Annotated in this window: 16 protein-coding genes; 12 read left to right on the top strand and 4 right to left on the bottom strand. The window is 60.3% G+C overall.

Annotated elements, in window-relative coordinates:
• Positions 1-62: 62 nt before the first annotated feature.
• The 11 genes from LMJ30_RS04870 (at position 63) to LMJ30_RS04820 (ending at position 9,116) form a co-directional block, all read left to right on the top strand.
• A complete protein-coding gene (locus tag LMJ30_RS04870; RefSeq protein WP_229431222.1) occupies positions 63-833 on the top strand; it encodes a ParA family protein in 771 nt (256 codons plus the stop codon).
• Positions 834-852: 19 nt separating this feature from the next.
• Positions 853-1,749 (top strand): ParB/RepB/Spo0J family partition protein, encoded by an 897-nt coding sequence (locus tag LMJ30_RS04865; protein ID WP_229431221.1) that lies wholly within the window; start codon positions 853-855, stop codon positions 1,747-1,749.
• Between the two features lie 285 nt (positions 1,750-2,034).
• On the top strand, positions 2,035-2,373 hold the full coding sequence (locus tag LMJ30_RS04860) for an ATP synthase subunit I (RefSeq protein ID WP_229431220.1): 339 nt from the start codon (positions 2,035-2,037) through the stop codon (positions 2,371-2,373).
• A 1-nt stretch (position 2,374) separates the two neighbouring features.
• On the top strand, positions 2,375-3,214 hold the full coding sequence (gene atpB, locus LMJ30_RS04855) for a F0F1 ATP synthase subunit A (protein ID WP_229431219.1): 840 nt from the start codon (positions 2,375-2,377) through the stop codon (positions 3,212-3,214).
• Between the two features lie 90 nt (positions 3,215-3,304).
• Complete coding sequence (atpE, locus tag LMJ30_RS04850; RefSeq protein WP_229431218.1) at positions 3,305-3,562, top strand: F0F1 ATP synthase subunit C; 258 nt, start codon at positions 3,305-3,307, stop codon at positions 3,560-3,562.
• A gap of 72 nt (positions 3,563-3,634) precedes the next feature.
• A complete protein-coding gene (locus tag LMJ30_RS04845) occupies positions 3,635-4,105 on the top strand; it encodes a F0F1 ATP synthase subunit B (RefSeq protein ID WP_229431217.1) in 471 nt (156 codons plus the stop codon).
• Positions 4,106-4,107: 2 nt separating this feature from the next.
• Positions 4,108-4,641, top strand: a complete 534-nt coding sequence (locus tag LMJ30_RS04840) for a F0F1 ATP synthase subunit delta (RefSeq protein WP_229431216.1) — start codon at positions 4,108-4,110, stop codon at positions 4,639-4,641.
• 69 nt (positions 4,642-4,710) lie between these two features.
• Positions 4,711-6,246, top strand: a complete 1,536-nt coding sequence (atpA, locus tag LMJ30_RS04835; protein WP_229431215.1) for a F0F1 ATP synthase subunit alpha — start codon at positions 4,711-4,713, stop codon at positions 6,244-6,246.
• Positions 6,247-6,327: 81 nt separating this feature from the next.
• Positions 6,328-7,203, top strand: a complete 876-nt coding sequence (atpG, locus tag LMJ30_RS04830) for a F0F1 ATP synthase subunit gamma (RefSeq protein ID WP_229431214.1) — start codon at positions 6,328-6,330, stop codon at positions 7,201-7,203.
• 32 nt (positions 7,204-7,235) lie between these two features.
• A complete protein-coding gene (gene atpD, locus LMJ30_RS04825; RefSeq protein ID WP_229431213.1) occupies positions 7,236-8,636 on the top strand; it encodes a F0F1 ATP synthase subunit beta in 1,401 nt (466 codons plus the stop codon).
• A 57-nt stretch (positions 8,637-8,693) separates the two neighbouring features.
• Complete coding sequence (locus tag LMJ30_RS04820) at positions 8,694-9,116, top strand: F0F1 ATP synthase subunit epsilon (RefSeq protein ID WP_229431212.1); 423 nt, start codon at positions 8,694-8,696, stop codon at positions 9,114-9,116.
• Between the two features lie 132 nt (positions 9,117-9,248).
• Here the strand turns inward: LMJ30_RS04820 and LMJ30_RS04815 are convergent, their stop codons facing one another.
• From LMJ30_RS04815 to LMJ30_RS04805, 3 genes are all read right to left on the bottom strand, one after another.
• The gene (locus tag LMJ30_RS04815; protein ID WP_229431211.1) at positions 9,249-9,563 is read right to left on the bottom strand and encodes a hypothetical protein; all 315 of its coding nucleotides are present in this window, start codon (positions 9,561-9,563) and stop codon (positions 9,249-9,251) included.
• Positions 9,564-9,639: 76 nt separating this feature from the next.
• Positions 9,640-11,097, bottom strand: a complete 1,458-nt coding sequence (locus LMJ30_RS04810; RefSeq protein WP_229431210.1) for an N-6 DNA methylase — start codon at positions 11,095-11,097, stop codon at positions 9,640-9,642.
• Positions 11,090-11,677, bottom strand: coding sequence for a restriction endonuclease subunit S (locus LMJ30_RS04805; RefSeq protein ID WP_229431209.1), 588 nt, complete (start codon positions 11,675-11,677; stop codon positions 11,090-11,092). Before LMJ30_RS04805 ends, LMJ30_RS04810 begins: the two co-directional genes overlap by 8 nt.
• A gap of 666 nt (positions 11,678-12,343) precedes the next feature.
• Between LMJ30_RS04805 and LMJ30_RS04800 the strand changes: the two genes are divergently transcribed.
• A complete protein-coding gene (locus LMJ30_RS04800) occupies positions 12,344-14,023 on the top strand; it encodes a serine hydrolase (protein ID WP_229431208.1) in 1,680 nt (559 codons plus the stop codon).
• A gap of 21 nt (positions 14,024-14,044) precedes the next feature.
• On the opposite strand, the gene LMJ30_RS04795 is transcribed toward LMJ30_RS04800, so the two are convergent.
• On the bottom strand, positions 14,045-14,656 hold the full coding sequence (locus LMJ30_RS04795; protein ID WP_229431207.1) for a peptidoglycan recognition protein family protein: 612 nt from the start codon (positions 14,654-14,656) through the stop codon (positions 14,045-14,047).
• Positions 14,657-14,703 lie beyond the last annotated feature (47 nt).

Genomic DNA, 14,703 nt, shown 5'->3' with positions numbered 1-14,703 from the left:
TTACGGTTTAGATAGTATAAACGGTATAAATCGTTATTGTTGCGTCTACGATAAGAACATACATGGCAAAGATATTCTGCGTTGCAAACCAAAAGGGCGGGGTAGGCAAGACCACGACCAGTGTGAACCTGGCCGCGGGCCTGGCCAAGCTTGACCAGCGCGTGCTGCTGGTCGACCTTGACCCCCAAGGCAACGCGACGATGGGCGCCGGCATCAACAAGGCCGGCCTCCAGTCATCGATCTACGAAGTGCTGCTTGGCGAGTCGGATGTGAAGGCGGCGCGCATGCGTTCAGAGGCGGGCCGCTTCGACGTGCTGCCATCGAACCGCGAACTGGCCGGCGCCGAAGTCGAGATGGTCCAGCTGGAGCAGCGCGAGCGCCGCCTGAAGGATGCACTGGCCGTGGTCGACAGCGAATACGACTTCGTGCTGATCGACTGTCCGCCTGCCCTGTCGATGCTGACCCTGAACGGCCTGTGCGCCGCCCATGGCGTGATCATTCCGATGCAGTGCGAGTACTACGCACTGGAAGGCTTGTCCGACCTGGTCAACACCATCAAGAAGGTGCACGCCAACCTGAACACCGACCTGAAGATCATCGGACTGCTGCGCGTCATGTTCGATCCGCGCATGACGCTGTCGCAGCAGGTCTCCGCCCAGCTCGAGGAACACTTCGGCGACAAAGTATTCAATACCATCATCCCGCGCAACGTGCGGCTCGCCGAGGCGCCGTCGTACGGCATTCCCGGCGTGGTGTTTGACCCATCCTCCAAAGGTGCGCAGGCGTATGTCGCTTTCGGCGCGGAGATGGTCAAACGTATCAAGACAATGTAATCAGAGAGAGTAACAAAGCATGGCTACCAAAAAACTCAAGGGCCTCGGCCGCGGGCTCGACGCGCTGCTCGGCGGCGCTGACGGCAATGGCAATGGCGCATCCGCCGAACAGGGGCAGCCTTCCGTGCTGGCGGTGAGCCAGATGCAGGCTGGTAAATACCAGCCGCGCACCCGCATGGACGAAGGCGCGCTGGCCGAACTGGCCGCCTCGATCAAGACCCAGGGCATCATGCAGCCGGTGCTGGTGCGTCCGGTAGGGCAGGACAGCATCACCGGTGCGGTGAAGTACGAGATCATCGCCGGCGAGCGCCGCTTCCGCGCGGCGCAGCTGGCAGGGCTGGAAGAAGTGCCGGTGCTGGTGCGCGACGTGGACGACCAGGCCGCGGCGGCGATGGCGCTGATCGAGAACATCCAGCGCGAAGACCTCAACCCGCTGGAAGAAGCGCAGGGCATTCACCGCCTGATCTCGGATTTCGCGTTTACGCACGAGCAGGCGGCCAACGCGGTCGGCCGTTCGCGCAGCGCGGTGTCGAACCTGCTGCGCCTGATGAACCTGGCCGGCCCGGTGCAGACCATGCTGATGGCCGGCGATATCGACATGGGCCATGCGCGCGCGCTGCTGGCGGTCGATGCGGCCAGCCAGATCAACCTGGCCAACCAGGTGGTCGCCAAGCGCCTGTCGGTACGCGAGACCGAAAAGCTGGTGACGCGGACGATGGAAGAACAGTCGTCCCCGGCGCCTGAAGCGCGCCAGAAGGAAAAGTCGGGCGACATCGTGCGCCTGGAAGAGGAGCTGTCGGACAAGCTGGCCACGCCGGTGGTCTTCAAGATGGGCGCCAAGGGCAAAGGCCAGATGATCATCGACTTCGCTGACCTCGACATCCTTGACGGCGTGCTGGCCCGCCTGCGCGCGTAACATTCGCTAACGTCGTTCCCGCGAAAGCGGGAACCCATACCCCAACATGGGTTCCCGCCTGCGCGGGAACGACGATTTAACGTTCGCCCATGGTGCATACCCTCGTACTTACGTCCAGTACCGCACATAAGCCCGTGATTTATCGTGGTTTTTCAACAATTCGCACCATATTGATGACTCACTGTGTTTGACTCAGTTCATCATCAACCGCTATAATCCCGCTGATTCACGTAATCCTAGACCCGAAACACGGCATTTCACAATGGCTGGCGCGAAGAAGAAAAAATGTTGCGCTTAGTCTCCCTGCAATTGATGGTAACGATAGTCGCTGGCGCAATCGCCGCACTGTTCGGGGGACTGCCTGCGATGTTTTCGGCGGTGCTGGGCGGATTATGTTGTGTCGTGCCCAACGGATTGATGGCGTTTCGCCTTTACGTCAATTCGAAAACGCCAGGCGGGGTCAACCCGTTCTCGTTTTTCATCTGGGAATTTATAAAGATTGCATTAACGCTGGCGCTCCTCGGGGCGACCGCGTGGCTCTACCGCGATCTGAACTGGCTGGCCATGTTGGCCGGGTTCATCGTGGCGCTGAAAAGTTACATAATCTTATTATTTAGGCACTGACATGAGCACACCAGTTGAAGGCGCAGCGGCAGCACATGCACCGACTGCATCAGAATACATCAGCCACCACCTCGGCCACCTCTCCAACAAGCACCAGGACTTCGTTGTCGACTTCACCGTCTTCAACATCGATACCATTTTCTGGTCGATCTTCGCCGGCGTACTCGGCTGCTTCATGATGTGGCTGGCCGCGCGCCGCGCCACCTCGGGCGTGCCGGGCCGCTTCCAGGCCGCAGTCGAACTGCTGGTCGAAATGGTGGAAAACCAGTCGAAAGCCATCGTGCACGGCGACCGCAGCTTCATCGCGCCGCTGGCACTGACCGTGTTCGTCTGGGTTGCCCTGATGAACTCGCTGGACTTCCTGCCAGTCGACATGTTCTCGTCCTTCTTCGCCCTGATGGGCTGGGACAGCGTCATCGCCTACCACCGCGTCGTGCCTACCGCCGACCTGAACGGTACCCTGGGTATCTCGCTGGGCGTGTTCTTCCTCATGATTTACTACGGCATCAAGATCAAGGGCTTCGGCGGCTGGGTCCACGAACTGCTGGCTGCACCGTTCGGCATCTGGATGGCGCCGTTCAACCTGCTCCTGAACATCATCGAATATTTGGCAAAAATGGTGTCGCTCGGTATGCGACTCTTCGGCAACATGTACGCCGGTGAATTGCTGTTCCTGTTGATTGCACTGCTCGGTTCCATGGCAACTACGTTCGGCTTCCTGGGCCATGTGGTGGCAGGTTCGATTTGGGCGATCTTCCACATCCTGATCGTGTTCCTGCAGGCATTCATTTTCATGATGCTGACGCTGGTGTATATCGGTCAGGCCCATGAAGGCCACTGATCGACGCTGTAAAAGATTCGAAAGATAGTGGTTGTAACGAAGTTGTAGTTTTTTAATCAAGTTTTTAATTTAACCTTTTGGAGTACTTTCATGACTGATACCTCTTTTGTTGCTCTGGCTTGCGGTTTGATCATTGGCCTGGGCGCTATCGGCGCTTGCATCGGCATCGCACTGATGGGCGGTAAATACCTGGAAGCGTCGGCACGCCAGCCTGAACTGATGAACACCCTGCAGACCAAGATGTTCCTGCTGGCTGGTCTGATCGATGCTGCATTCCTGATCGGCGTAGGTATCGCAATGCTGTTCGCATTCGCATCCCCGTTCACCCCGATGGTAGTAGGCGGCTAAGAGCACGCATTGTTGTCCTGAATAGCCGAACCATCGCGGTTCGGCATCCGTTTTTGTGAGAAGGAAAATACCGTGAACTTAAACGCAACCTTGTTTGCCCAGTTCGTGGTCTTCTTCATCCTGGCGGGCTTCACGATGAAATTCGTGTGGCCACCACTGATGAAAGCGCTCGACGAGCGCGCAGAGAAGATCGCGAGTGGCCTGGCCGCAGCTGACCGTGGCAAGGCAGAAATGGCTGCAGCCGAGAAGCGCGCACAAGCCGAACTGGCGACCGCACGCGACGAAGGCCAGAAGCGCATTGGCGACGCTGAGAAGCGCGCTGCTGCGATCATCGAAGAAGCCAAGAAAACCGCATCGGAAGAAGCTGCCCGCATCGTGGCCGCCGCTAAAGCCGACGCCGAGCAGCAGGTAGTACGTGCACGCGAAGAACTGCGCGGCCAGGTCGCGACCCTCGCGGTCCGTGGCGCTGAACAGATCCTCAAGCGCGAAGTGAACGCAGCGGCCCACGCCGACCTGCTGTCGCAACTGTCTGTCGAGCTGTAATCATGGCTGAACTCGCAACCGTCGCCCGTCCCTACGCCGAAGCGCTGTTCCGTGTTGCCAAACAAGGCAACATGGCAGCCTGGTCCGAACTTGTGTCCGAACTGGCGCAAGTTGGCTCCAACCCTGATGTGCAGGCGTTTGCGGCTAACCCGAACGTCACCGACACCGACATGGCCGCTACCCTGGCCTCGCTGGTGAAGTCGCCGATGACGCCTGAAGCGAACAATTTCGTCCGCATGCTGGTCGAAAATGGCCGCGTCTCGCTGCTGCCGGAAATCGGCGAGCAGTTCCAGGTACTGAAAAATGCCGACGCCGGCGCCGCTGACGCTGAGATCACCAGCGCATTCGAGATCTCGGATGCCCAGGTAGCCCAGCTGGTCGCTCTGTTGGAAAAGAAATTCGGCCGCAAGCTCAACCCAACGGTCAAAGTGGATCCAGCACTGATCGGTGGTGTGCGCGTGGTTGTTGGCGATGAAGTGCTCGACACCTCGGTGCGCGCCAAGCTGCAACAGATGCATGTTGCGCTGGCTGCCTGACCGACATTCGCACTCGCCCACGGCAACGCCCTTGCCCTACGCATCAAGAAACTATTAGGAGTTAGCATTATGCAACTTAATTCATCTGAAATCAGCGAACTGATCAAGAGCCGCATCCAGGGCCTGGAAGGTTCCGCTGAAGTTCGCAACCAAGGCACGGTTATCTCCGTCGCTGACGGTATCTGCCGCATCCATGGTCTGTCGGACGTGATGCAGGGCGAGATGCTGGAATTCCCAGGCAACACCTTCGGCCTGGCGATGAACCTCGAGCGCGACTCGGTCGGCGCCGTTATTCTGGGTGCTTACGAGCACATCTCGGAAGGCGACACCGTCAAGACCACCGGCCGCATCCTGGAAGTACCAATCGGTCCTGAACTGCGTGGCCGCGTGGTCAACGCACTGGGCCAGCCGATCGACGGCAAGGGTCCGATCAACACCACCCTGACCGCACCAATCGAAAAGATCGCTCCGGGCGTGATCGCCCGTGAATCCGTGTCGCAGCCGATGCAGACCGGCCTGAAGTCGATCGACGCGATGGTACCTATCGGCCGTGGCCAGCGCGAGCTGATCATTGGCGACCGCCAGACCGGCAAGTCGGCTGTGGCAGTCGATGCGATCATCAACCAGAAGGGTCAGAACATGACCTGCGTGTACGTTGCGATCGGCCAGAAAGCATCGACCATCAAGAACATCGTGCGTTCCCTGGAACAGCACGGCGCGATGGAGTACACCATTGTTGTCGCAGCATCGGCGTCGGAATCGGCAGCGATGCAGTACATCTCGGCCTACTCGGGCTGCGCGATGGGCGAATACTTCCGCGACCGCGGCGAAGACGCGCTGATCGTCTACGATGACCTGTCGAAGCAAGCTGTTGCTTACCGCCAGATCTCGCTGCTGCTGCGCCGCCCACCAGGCCGTGAAGCTTACCCAGGCGACGTGTTCTACCTGCACAGCCGCCTGCTCGAGCGCGCAGCACGCGTGAACGCCGACTACGTGTCGGCCTTCACCAACGGCGCAGTCACCGGCAAGACCGGCTCCTTGACCGCACTGCCGATCATTGAAACCCAGGCAGGCGACGTTTCGGCGTTCGTTCCTACCAACGTGATTTCGATTACCGACGGCCAGATCTTCCTGGAAACCTCGCTGTTCAACGCCGGTATCCGTCCTGCGATTAACGCAGGTATCTCGGTATCGCGCGTCGGTGGCGCCGCCCAGACCAAGGTCATCAAAAACCTGTCCGGCGGTATCCGTACCGACCTGGCGCAGTACCGTGAACTGGCTGCGTTCGCGCAGTTCGCTTCCGACCTGGACGAATCGACCCGCAAGCAGCTCGACCGCGGTGCACGCGTGACCGAACTGCTCAAGCAGGCTCAGTACTCGCCGCTGCCGATCTCGCTGATGGCCGTGTCGCTGTTCGCAGTGAACAAGGGCTACTTCGACAGCATCGAAGTGAAGAAAGTACTGGCATTCGAAGCCGGCCTGCACGGCTTCATGAAGTCCAGCCACGGCGCCCTCCTGAGCAAGATCGAAGAAACCAAGCAACTGGACAAGGACGGCGAAGCTGCCCTGGCCGCGGCCATTGCTGATTTCAAAAAATCTTTCTAAAGTTTGAGCCGCAGGCGGCGCCCGTCGCCGCCTCGCGCTCGACATGATATGGCTGGCAACAGTCATAAGGAGTAAGGACTCATGGCAGTAGGCAAAGAGATACGTGGCAAGATCAAAAGCGTAGAGAATACGAAGAAGATCACCAAGGCGATGGAAATGGTCGCCGCATCCAAAATGCGCAAGGCGCAGGACCGGATGCGCGCCGCCCGTCCCTACAGTGACAAGATTCGTAATATCACCGCTAATCTTGCAACTGCTAATCCAGAGTACACGCACTCGTTCATGGCGCAAGCCAAGGGCGCGGAAGCGAAGGCAGTTGGCTTCATCGTCGTGACGACCGACAAGGGTCTGTGCGGCGGCATGAACACCAACGTGCTGCGCCTGGTGACGCAAAAAATGCGCGAGCTGGAAACGGCTGGCAAGAAGATTGAAGTTGTTGCGATTGGCAACAAGGGTTTGGGGTTCATGAACCGGGTAGGCGTCAAGGTGGTATCGCACGCGATCTCGATCGGCGACACCGCGCACCTCGACAAGCTGATCGGGCCTGTAAAAGTCATGCTCGACCGCTACGAGGCAGGCGAGCTCGACGCGGTTTACGTGTGCTACACCAAGTTCGTTAACACGATGAAGCAAGAGGCGATGGTCGAGCAGCTGCTCCCGCTGTCGTCCGACAAGCTCGAAGCCGACAAGGATAGTCTCTCCTGGGACTATATCTACGAGCCGGAAGCGCAGACCGTGATCGACGAACTGCTGGTGCGCTACGTGGAAGCGCTGGTCTACCAGGCAGTTGCAGAAAACCTGGCGTCCGAGCAGTCGGCGCGCATGGTGGCGATGAAATCGGCAAGCGACAACGCCGGCAACGTCATCGGCGAACTGAAGCTGGTCTATAACAAGACCCGCCAGGCAGCGATTACCAAAGAACTCTCCGAGATCGTCGCCGGTGCGGCAGCGGTCTAAACCCGTTTTATATAAATATTGAAGGAACGAACATGGCTGATGGCAAAATCGTTCAGTGTATCGGTGCAGTTGTTGACGTTGAGTTTCCGCGCAACGCAATGCCGAAGGTTTTCGACGCACTGAAAATGGCAGGCTCCGAACTGACCCTGGAAGTACAGCAGCAGCTGGGTGACGGCATTGTCCGTACCATTGCGCTGGGCTCCTCCGACGGTCTGCGTCGCGGCATGATGATCCAGAACACCGGCGCACCGATCATGGTTCCAGTGGGTACTGCTACCCTGGGCCGTATCATGGACGTGCTGGGCAACCCGATCGACGAATGCGGCCCGGTATCGAACGAGCGCATGGCATCGATCCACCGCGTGGCTCCTGCGTACGACGAACTGTCGCCATCGCAAGACCTGCTGGAAACCGGCATTAAAGTTATTGACCTGGTCTGCCCGTTCGCAAAAGGCGGTAAGGTCGGTCTGTTCGGCGGTGCAGGTGTGGGCAAGACCGTCAACATGATGGAACTGATTAACAACATCGCCAAGGCACACTCGGGTCTGTCCGTGTTCGCCGGCGTGGGTGAGCGTACCCGTGAAGGTAACGACTTCTACCACGAGATGGCTGATGCCAAGGTTGTTGACCTGGAAACCCCAGAGAACTCCAAGGTAGCGATGGTCTACGGCCAGATGAACGAACCACCAGGCAACCGTCTGCGCGTCGCGCTGACCGGCCTGACCATGGCGGAAGCGTTCCGTGATGAAGGCAAGGACGTTCTGTTCTTCGTCGACAACATCTACCGCTTCACCCTGGCCGGTACCGAAGTATCCGCACTGCTGGGCCGTATGCCTTCCGCAGTGGGTTACCAGCCTACCCTGGCCGAAGAAATGGGCCGCCTGCAAGAGCGTATTACGTCGACCAAGACCGGTTCGATCACCTCGATCCAGGCCGTCTACGTTCCAGCGGATGACTTGACCGACCCGTCGCCAGCAACCACCTTCGCCCACCTCGACTCGACCGTCGTTCTGTCGCGTGACATCGCCTCGCTGGGTATCTACCCTGCGGTTGATCCACTGGACTCGACCTCGCGCCAGCTGGACCCGCTGGTCGTTGGCCAGGAGCACTACGACACCGCGCGCGCTGTCCAGGGCACCCTGCAGCGCTACAAGGAACTGCGTGACATTATCGCGATTCTGGGCATGGACGAACTGGCGCCGGAAGACAAGCTGCTGGTAGCACGTGCACGTAAGATGCAGCGTTTCCTGTCGCAGCCGTTCCACGTCGCTGAAGTCTTCACCGGTTCCCCAGGCAAATATGTTTCGCTGAAGGACACCATCAAGGGCTTCAAGATGATCGCATCGGGCGAGCTGGATCACCTGCCGGAACAAGCGTTCTACATGGTTGGCACGATCGACGAAGCAATCGAAAAAGCCAAGAAGCTCGGCTAAGACTGGCACAAGCGCCGCGCTGGACACAGTGCGGCGACTTAACCCGATAGGACACACATGGCAAACACAATTCACGTTGACGTGGTATCGGCCGAAGAGAGCATCTTTTCGGGCGAAGCCGAGTTCGTCGCGTTGCCGGGTGAAGCAGGTGAGCTGGGTATCTACCCGAAGCACACCCCGCTGATCACGCGCATTCGGCCGGGTGCTGTACGGATCAAGGTGCCTGGCCAGGCAGAAGATGAATTCGTCTTCGTCGCCGGCGGCATCCTGGAAGTTCAGCCGAACGCAGTGACGGTTTTGGCCGACACCGCGATCCGCGGCAGCGACCTGGACGAAGCGAAAGCACTGGAAGCGAAGAAGCAAGCGGAAGAACTGATGGTCAACCGCGAGTCGGAGATCGACTATGCCAAGGCGCAAGCCGAACTGGCAGCCGCGATCGCCCAGCTGGCCGCAATCGCCAAGCTGCGCCAAAAGCGCTAAGCAGTACAAGCAGCACATTCAAAAGGCAGCCTCGGCTGCCTTTTTTTATGGTCAAAGACCAGGCGTAGGGCGGATAAGCGCAGCGCATCCGCGTGTCGGCACCGACGGGATGCACGCGCGCGGATGCGCAGGTCAGCGCAAGGCTTCCGTCAGCCGTGCAATCTCGACCGACCCATGCTCGTCAAAAATCGGGCAAGCCTCCGCCAGCCGGACGGCCGCGTTGAAATCCGCCGCTTCCACGATCGAATACCCCGACAAGGAGCTGCTCGACAGTTTCGGGCCCAGCAGCCGGCTCGGCACCTCGACGCTGCTGTGGGTCAGGCTGCCGCGGTCGACAACTGCCGCCCCGAGCGAGTCGAGCCAGGCTGTCCAACGCTCGGGATTGTGTTCAGGCGCCTCTGGCGTACCGCCAGCTGCGCCGCGATAGACAACCAGGAATCGGTCCATGCTGGCTCCTTTGTTCTGAGTTAGGTATGCCAGAAACCTTACCAGAACAGCCACGCCCGCGACGCACCGCTGGCCGTTACGCCCGCTCCAGCTCGCGGGAATGTTTCGCTTCCCCAAGCATCACCGCGTCGAGAAGCATGTCGATCTGCTGGTTCAGGTCGGCCAGTTCGCCATGCAGCTTCTTGCGGCGGTAGCGGATCGCGTGGATATCGGTGCTGGTGCTCTCCTGTTCTGCGCGGACATACAGCGACACGCTCAGCGAATAGCCATTCTCGGCAATCTTGTCGATCGCAGCGAGCGCCGACACACCCGGCTTTGCCGTGCGCGCCGCGCAGGCGTCGGCGATCCAGGCGATGCCCTGCGGCGAAAACGTGTTCTTGCCCCCGGCCGCAGTGGCGAAGCCGCGCGCATCGATGAACAAGACCTCGCGGCTGCTGCGCTGGCGGCGCATGACCAGCATTGCCCCGGCAACTGTCGTGCCCTGGAACATCTTCTCAGGCAGGGCAATGACCGCGTCGACCAGGTTGTCTTTCAGCAGGCCCATGCGGATGCGCCCCTCCTGGGCCCCACGCGACAATACGCCGCTCGACACGATCGCCACCATGCGGCCGGAGTCGGCCTTCATCGACGCGACCATGTGCAGCAGGTAGGCGTAGTCGCCGTTATTTTTAGGCGGCATGCCGCGCCGGAAGCGCTCGTGCCGCTCCGGCGGCGGGTTCTCGGCGCGCCATTCCTTGGCGCCCCAGGGCGGGTGCGCCAGCACGACATCGAACTTGCACTGGCCGTCTTCCGACTCCAGCACGTTCTCTGGCTGCAGTGCATCGGACATGCCGATGTGCTCGGATGAAAACCCATAATAGAATGCGCTGACTTTCGCCAGCGCCCACGCGGCCTGGTGCGGTTCGGCGCCATACAGGCGGACCCGCTTGCGCCTGCACTCGAGCGCGCCTTCCATATGGATCAGCATCTGCCCGGTGCCGCAGGCCGGGTCGTAGACAGTCTCGTCGGACTTGGGCTGCAGCAGCCTGGCGGCCAGCTCGCACAGTGAGGCCGGTGTATTCCACTCCGGCGCGGCGAAGCTCGTCACCAGGCAGCTTCGCGACATGGCCAGGGCTTCTTTCATCAGTTCAAAACTGCACTGGTAACGGTCCTTGAACCACAGGATTTCCACCGCGCGGATCAACAGTCCGCGCTCTTCGTCATTGCCTTGGAAGTGGGGCGCCGCAAAGTCCAGCCCGGTGAACAGGCCGCCGAGCTCGCGCCGGTTCAGGTCTTCCAGCTGCTCGAACATCGCGACGAACCAGTGGCCAAGGTGGTTTTCGTCGAGGGTAAGGGGCGTGTGGTATTCAAGGCAGCCCGGAAGCTCCAGATGGCAGGGCAAGGGCCTTGAATCGCGCTTGGCATCGGCAAGCCAGCGCAGGGTGACGAGGGCGATCAGGAAGTGGACGGACTGGGCGGGCTGGAAAACATGGCGGAGCAGGGCAAGGATTTCGGTGACGCCCGCTCGGGCTTCTTTCTTTGGAGTTTTAGCCATGCAAGCCTCGTTGTTCGAGTAGCGCCTCGCACGCATGCTCGATCTCGGCATGGTCGAGTTGTTCAAGCTCCAGCCGCAGGCGGGAACGGCGTTGCGCGAGCGACTGCAAATCGGCGATGTGCTGCTGTTGTTCCAGCGATGGCAAGGCCACCTCGATCCGCAGCAGGCTGGATTTGTTGAGCGCCTGGATGGCCGAGCCAGCCAGCAGTTGCGTGATGCCGGCCTGGACATCAGGACGGTTCAGGTACCAGCACAGGTAGCTGGGCCTGGCTTGCCTGCTCGTCCGGATCACGAATACCTGCCCGGAGGTAAAGGCCGGCAGCGGCGCGCCCTGGAACAGGCGTGCCGGGTAGGAGGAACCCCGACCTGGCAGCAAGATGTCACCCTCGTGCAGTCGATCCGCCAGCTGGTCGTCGTTGGCGTCGACCCTGGGCAGGCTGGCGTAGTCCGGCGGCCAGCGCGAGACAATGTCGCGGATGGCGAGCACGCAGGCGTTACCGTCCCCGCCGTCAAGCGGGGCCCGGTCGCGGAACGTCATCAGGGTTCGAACGGATGCAATCTGATCGAGTTTCACGTTCATGGCTTTGCATCTGCCTTCGCCGGAAACACCGGCGAAGGCGCGGTGGCTGCTGGTCAGGACGATTTCGGTCGTCCGCTCTTTAGACTCACTACGGCAAGCATGATTATGCAAACAATGAGTCCACCCATGGGATGATCGTCGATAACCAAGATGGCGCGAGTCGTTGCGTCAATGACGCTGATCAGTGATTGTTCCATTTCATGTTCCTCTTTCCAACAGATTGACGGGAAAAGCAGTCGGCTTTACGTAACGCTGACACAATTTAATTTCCTCCTACATAGAAGAGTCATCGACCCAGGTCAAACAGATCCCCGGGTACCGTGCCTACACTAGCTCGACGGGCCACACGTTTTCCGCTCCAGCTGGTGACGGCGGTACGCTGTCTACACTGCTTTACTACTCCCATACCCTCTGCGTACTGAACGGTTGGAGCGCTCCGCGCCACCGTCGTTCCGTATAGATGAGTTCCGCTTGCTCTACCTCAATGTCCTGACCGTCAGCCCACGCCATCTGGTCCCAGTTTTCCGCCCGGCGAAACGCCATCGCGTTCTGGACCCCGAAATCGCCATTCCGTCGTAAACACAGGAAAATGGGCGACGCAACCTTATAGGATTGTTAACACGAGAAGCCGACCGTGCTTCCCCCCAACCTAAAAAGGACCGCATCATGCCCAAACTTTCCGCCATCAGCCTTGCCGTACTGCTGTTGTCACCCGCATCGTTTCCGGCGGCCCATGCAGCGCCCGCCACGGCAGTGGCCGGCAAGACCCTGGCCGAGCGGATCGATGCGGGCATCAGCGGCTACTACAAGGCGGACGAACCGGGCGCCACCGTGATCGTCACGCGCGACGGCGCGACCGTTTTCCGCAAGGCGTACGGCGTGGCCGATGTCGGCAGCAAGCAGGCGATGGACGCCGCGATGACCCTGCGCCTGGGTTCGATCACCAAGCAATTCACGGCCGTCGCCATCCTGATGCTGGCCGAGCAGGGCAAACTGGCGCTGACCGACGAGATCAGCCGTTTCCTGCCCGACTACCCGACCCAGGGCAAGAAAATCACTATCGAACACCTGCTGACCCATACTTCCGGCATCCAGAGCTACACCGGCAAACCGTCCTATTCGCAAACCATGGACAGGGATTTCAGCGTCAGCCAGATGATCGACAGCTTCAAGAACGACCCAATGTTGTTCGCGCCGGGCGAGCGCTTCGACTACAACAATTCGGGCTACTTCCTGCTGGGCGCCATCATCGAAAAAGTATCGGGGCAGTCGTACGCCCAGTTCCTTGAGCAGCGCATCTTCACGCCGCTCGGCATGGCGCACACTGCCTACGAAGGCAAGGAGCGCAGCAAGGGGCCGCGCGCAGCCGGCCACAGCAAGGGTGAGACGGGCTTCGGCCCCGCCCGTCCGCTGAGCATGACCCAGCCGTATGCGGCGGGCTCGCTGGTATCGAGCGTGGACGACCTCGCGCGCTGGGACAAGGCGATTGCGGATGGCAAGCTGCTCAAGCCAGCAAGCTGGAAAAAAGCATTCACGCCCTACAAACTGGCAGATGGGAACAGTACGGGATACGGGTATGGATGGGAGATCGGCAGGCTGAACGGCTCGGAACGCATCGCCCATGGCGGCGGCATCAACGGCTTCTCCACCTATGCGCTGCGCGTGCCTGGGAAGAAAGTGTTCGTGGCCGTGCTGTCGAACACCGAATCAGGCCGCACCCATCCGGAAATGGTCGCCACCAAGGTCGCCGCCATTGCCATCGGCAAGCCATTCCCCGATTTCAAGGCCATCACCGTGGCGCCGAAAGTGCTGGAGCAGTACGTCGGCGTGTACAAGATCGACGACCAGAACACCCGCACGATCCGCCTTGAAGACGGCAAGCTGACGATGCAGCGAACCGGTCGCGAGCGCTTCCCGCTGATGGCATACAAGGAAAATGGTTTCTATTTTGCCGATTCGCTCGCGACGCTCGAGTTTGTACGGAACGCGAAAGGCCAGGTGACCAGCCTGCGCATGACCCACGACGGCGGTGACCCGGTCCTGCATGCGCGCACCGGCGAGAAGCCGCTCGAACGCACTGCGGTCGCCATTGCGCCTGCAACTTTCGACACCTACCTTGGCCGTTACGAGCTGGAGCCAGGCTTTGTTCTGGAGGTGAAACGCGACGGCGACAAAATGCTCGCCCAAGGTACAGGCCAGCCGGCCATCGAGATCCTGCCTCTCTCCGACACGGTCTTCTTCTCGAAAATGGTGGACGCGGAACTGCACTTCGAAAAGAATGCGGACGGCGTGGTGCAGCTGGTACTGAACCAGGGCGGCCGCAAGATGCCGGGCAAGCGCCTGTAAGGCCTACCCCGGCACGACGGCTTACTTCGCGCGCGCCAGCCGCTCGGCCACGCGTTGGTGGAAGTAGCCGTTCTCCAGGTAGCGGTACAGGTTGGCGCCCGGGCACGCAGTGTGGGCGTAATCCTTGTGCCCGTGGATACGGTCCACGGGCACGTTGTGCTTCGCGGCCAGCAGCGCCATCAGGTTGACCACGGCGTCGAGTTGCCTGGTATTCGGCTGCACCTCCTCGAAATTGCCCACCACTTCGATCAGCGCATGGCCCTTGGGGTCGTATTGGGTGTTGGTATCGCCCGCGAACGCGATGTCGCGCCCGCCGTAGATGTTCCCGTCCAGGTCGATGATGTAGTGGTAGGGAATGTCCGCCCAGTTTTTCGTATTGCGTGACCACGTCTGCAGATTGCGCAGGTAGGCGCGCGGATCGGTTCCGGCCTTGAACGGCTCGCCCTGGTGGTGCAGGGTAATATGGTCGATCGTATGCGGCCGCACCTTCGCCGGGTCAGCCGGGGTGCCGCCCCAGGCCTGCACCGTAACGATGTCCTGCTCGACCTTGGCCAGGGGCGCCTCGCCGAATGTGGTGCAGCCTGCGAGCATCAGGGCGGCCAGGGTGGCCGCCAGGGAGGTGCGTACTGTCATGGAATCTCCAATGGTTGAGGACGCCATCTTTCCACACTTGCGCCCTT

This window comes from Massilia agrisoli (assembly GCF_020831365.1).
In the GTDB taxonomy this organism is placed as follows: domain Bacteria; phylum Pseudomonadota; class Gammaproteobacteria; order Burkholderiales; family Burkholderiaceae_D; genus Telluria_A; species Telluria_A agrisoli.
Note: the sequence above shows the minus strand (reverse complement) of the source record. Positions and strands in the feature narration are given on the sequence as shown.

Bases quoted from the DNA above. Each gene is read 5' to 3' on its own strand.
- LMJ30_RS04810 (WP_229431210.1), bottom strand. From the start codon at position 11,097: ATGGCTAAAACTCCAAAGAAAGAAGCCCGAGCGGGCGTCACCGAAATC.
- LMJ30_RS04805 (WP_229431209.1), bottom strand. From the start codon at position 11,677: ATGAACGTGAAACTCGATCAGATTGCATCCGTTCGAACCCTGATGACG.
- LMJ30_RS04795 (WP_229431207.1), bottom strand. From the start codon at position 14,656: ATGACAGTACGCACCTCCCTGGCGGCCACCCTGGCCGCCCTGATGCTC.
- atpE (WP_229431218.1), top strand. From the start codon at position 3,305: ATGACTGATACCTCTTTTGTTGCTCTGGCTTGCGGTTTGATCATTGGC.
- atpB (WP_229431219.1), top strand. From the start codon at position 2,375: ATGAGCACACCAGTTGAAGGCGCAGCGGCAGCACATGCACCGACTGCA.
- LMJ30_RS04800 (WP_229431208.1), top strand. From the start codon at position 12,344: ATGCCCAAACTTTCCGCCATCAGCCTTGCCGTACTGCTGTTGTCACCC.
- LMJ30_RS04820 (WP_229431212.1), top strand. From the start codon at position 8,694: ATGGCAAACACAATTCACGTTGACGTGGTATCGGCCGAAGAGAGCATC.
- atpD (WP_229431213.1), top strand. From the start codon at position 7,236: ATGGCTGATGGCAAAATCGTTCAGTGTATCGGTGCAGTTGTTGACGTT.
- LMJ30_RS04840 (WP_229431216.1), top strand. From the start codon at position 4,108: ATGGCTGAACTCGCAACCGTCGCCCGTCCCTACGCCGAAGCGCTGTTC.
- LMJ30_RS04865 (WP_229431221.1), top strand. From the start codon at position 853: ATGGCTACCAAAAAACTCAAGGGCCTCGGCCGCGGGCTCGACGCGCTG.
- atpA (WP_229431215.1), top strand. From the start codon at position 4,711: ATGCAACTTAATTCATCTGAAATCAGCGAACTGATCAAGAGCCGCATC.
- LMJ30_RS04815 (WP_229431211.1), bottom strand. From the start codon at position 9,563: ATGGACCGATTCCTGGTTGTCTATCGCGGCGCAGCTGGCGGTACGCCA.
- LMJ30_RS04860 (WP_229431220.1), top strand. From the start codon at position 2,035: ATGTTGCGCTTAGTCTCCCTGCAATTGATGGTAACGATAGTCGCTGGC.
- atpG (WP_229431214.1), top strand. From the start codon at position 6,328: ATGGCAGTAGGCAAAGAGATACGTGGCAAGATCAAAAGCGTAGAGAAT.
- LMJ30_RS04870 (WP_229431222.1), top strand. From the start codon at position 63: ATGGCAAAGATATTCTGCGTTGCAAACCAAAAGGGCGGGGTAGGCAAG.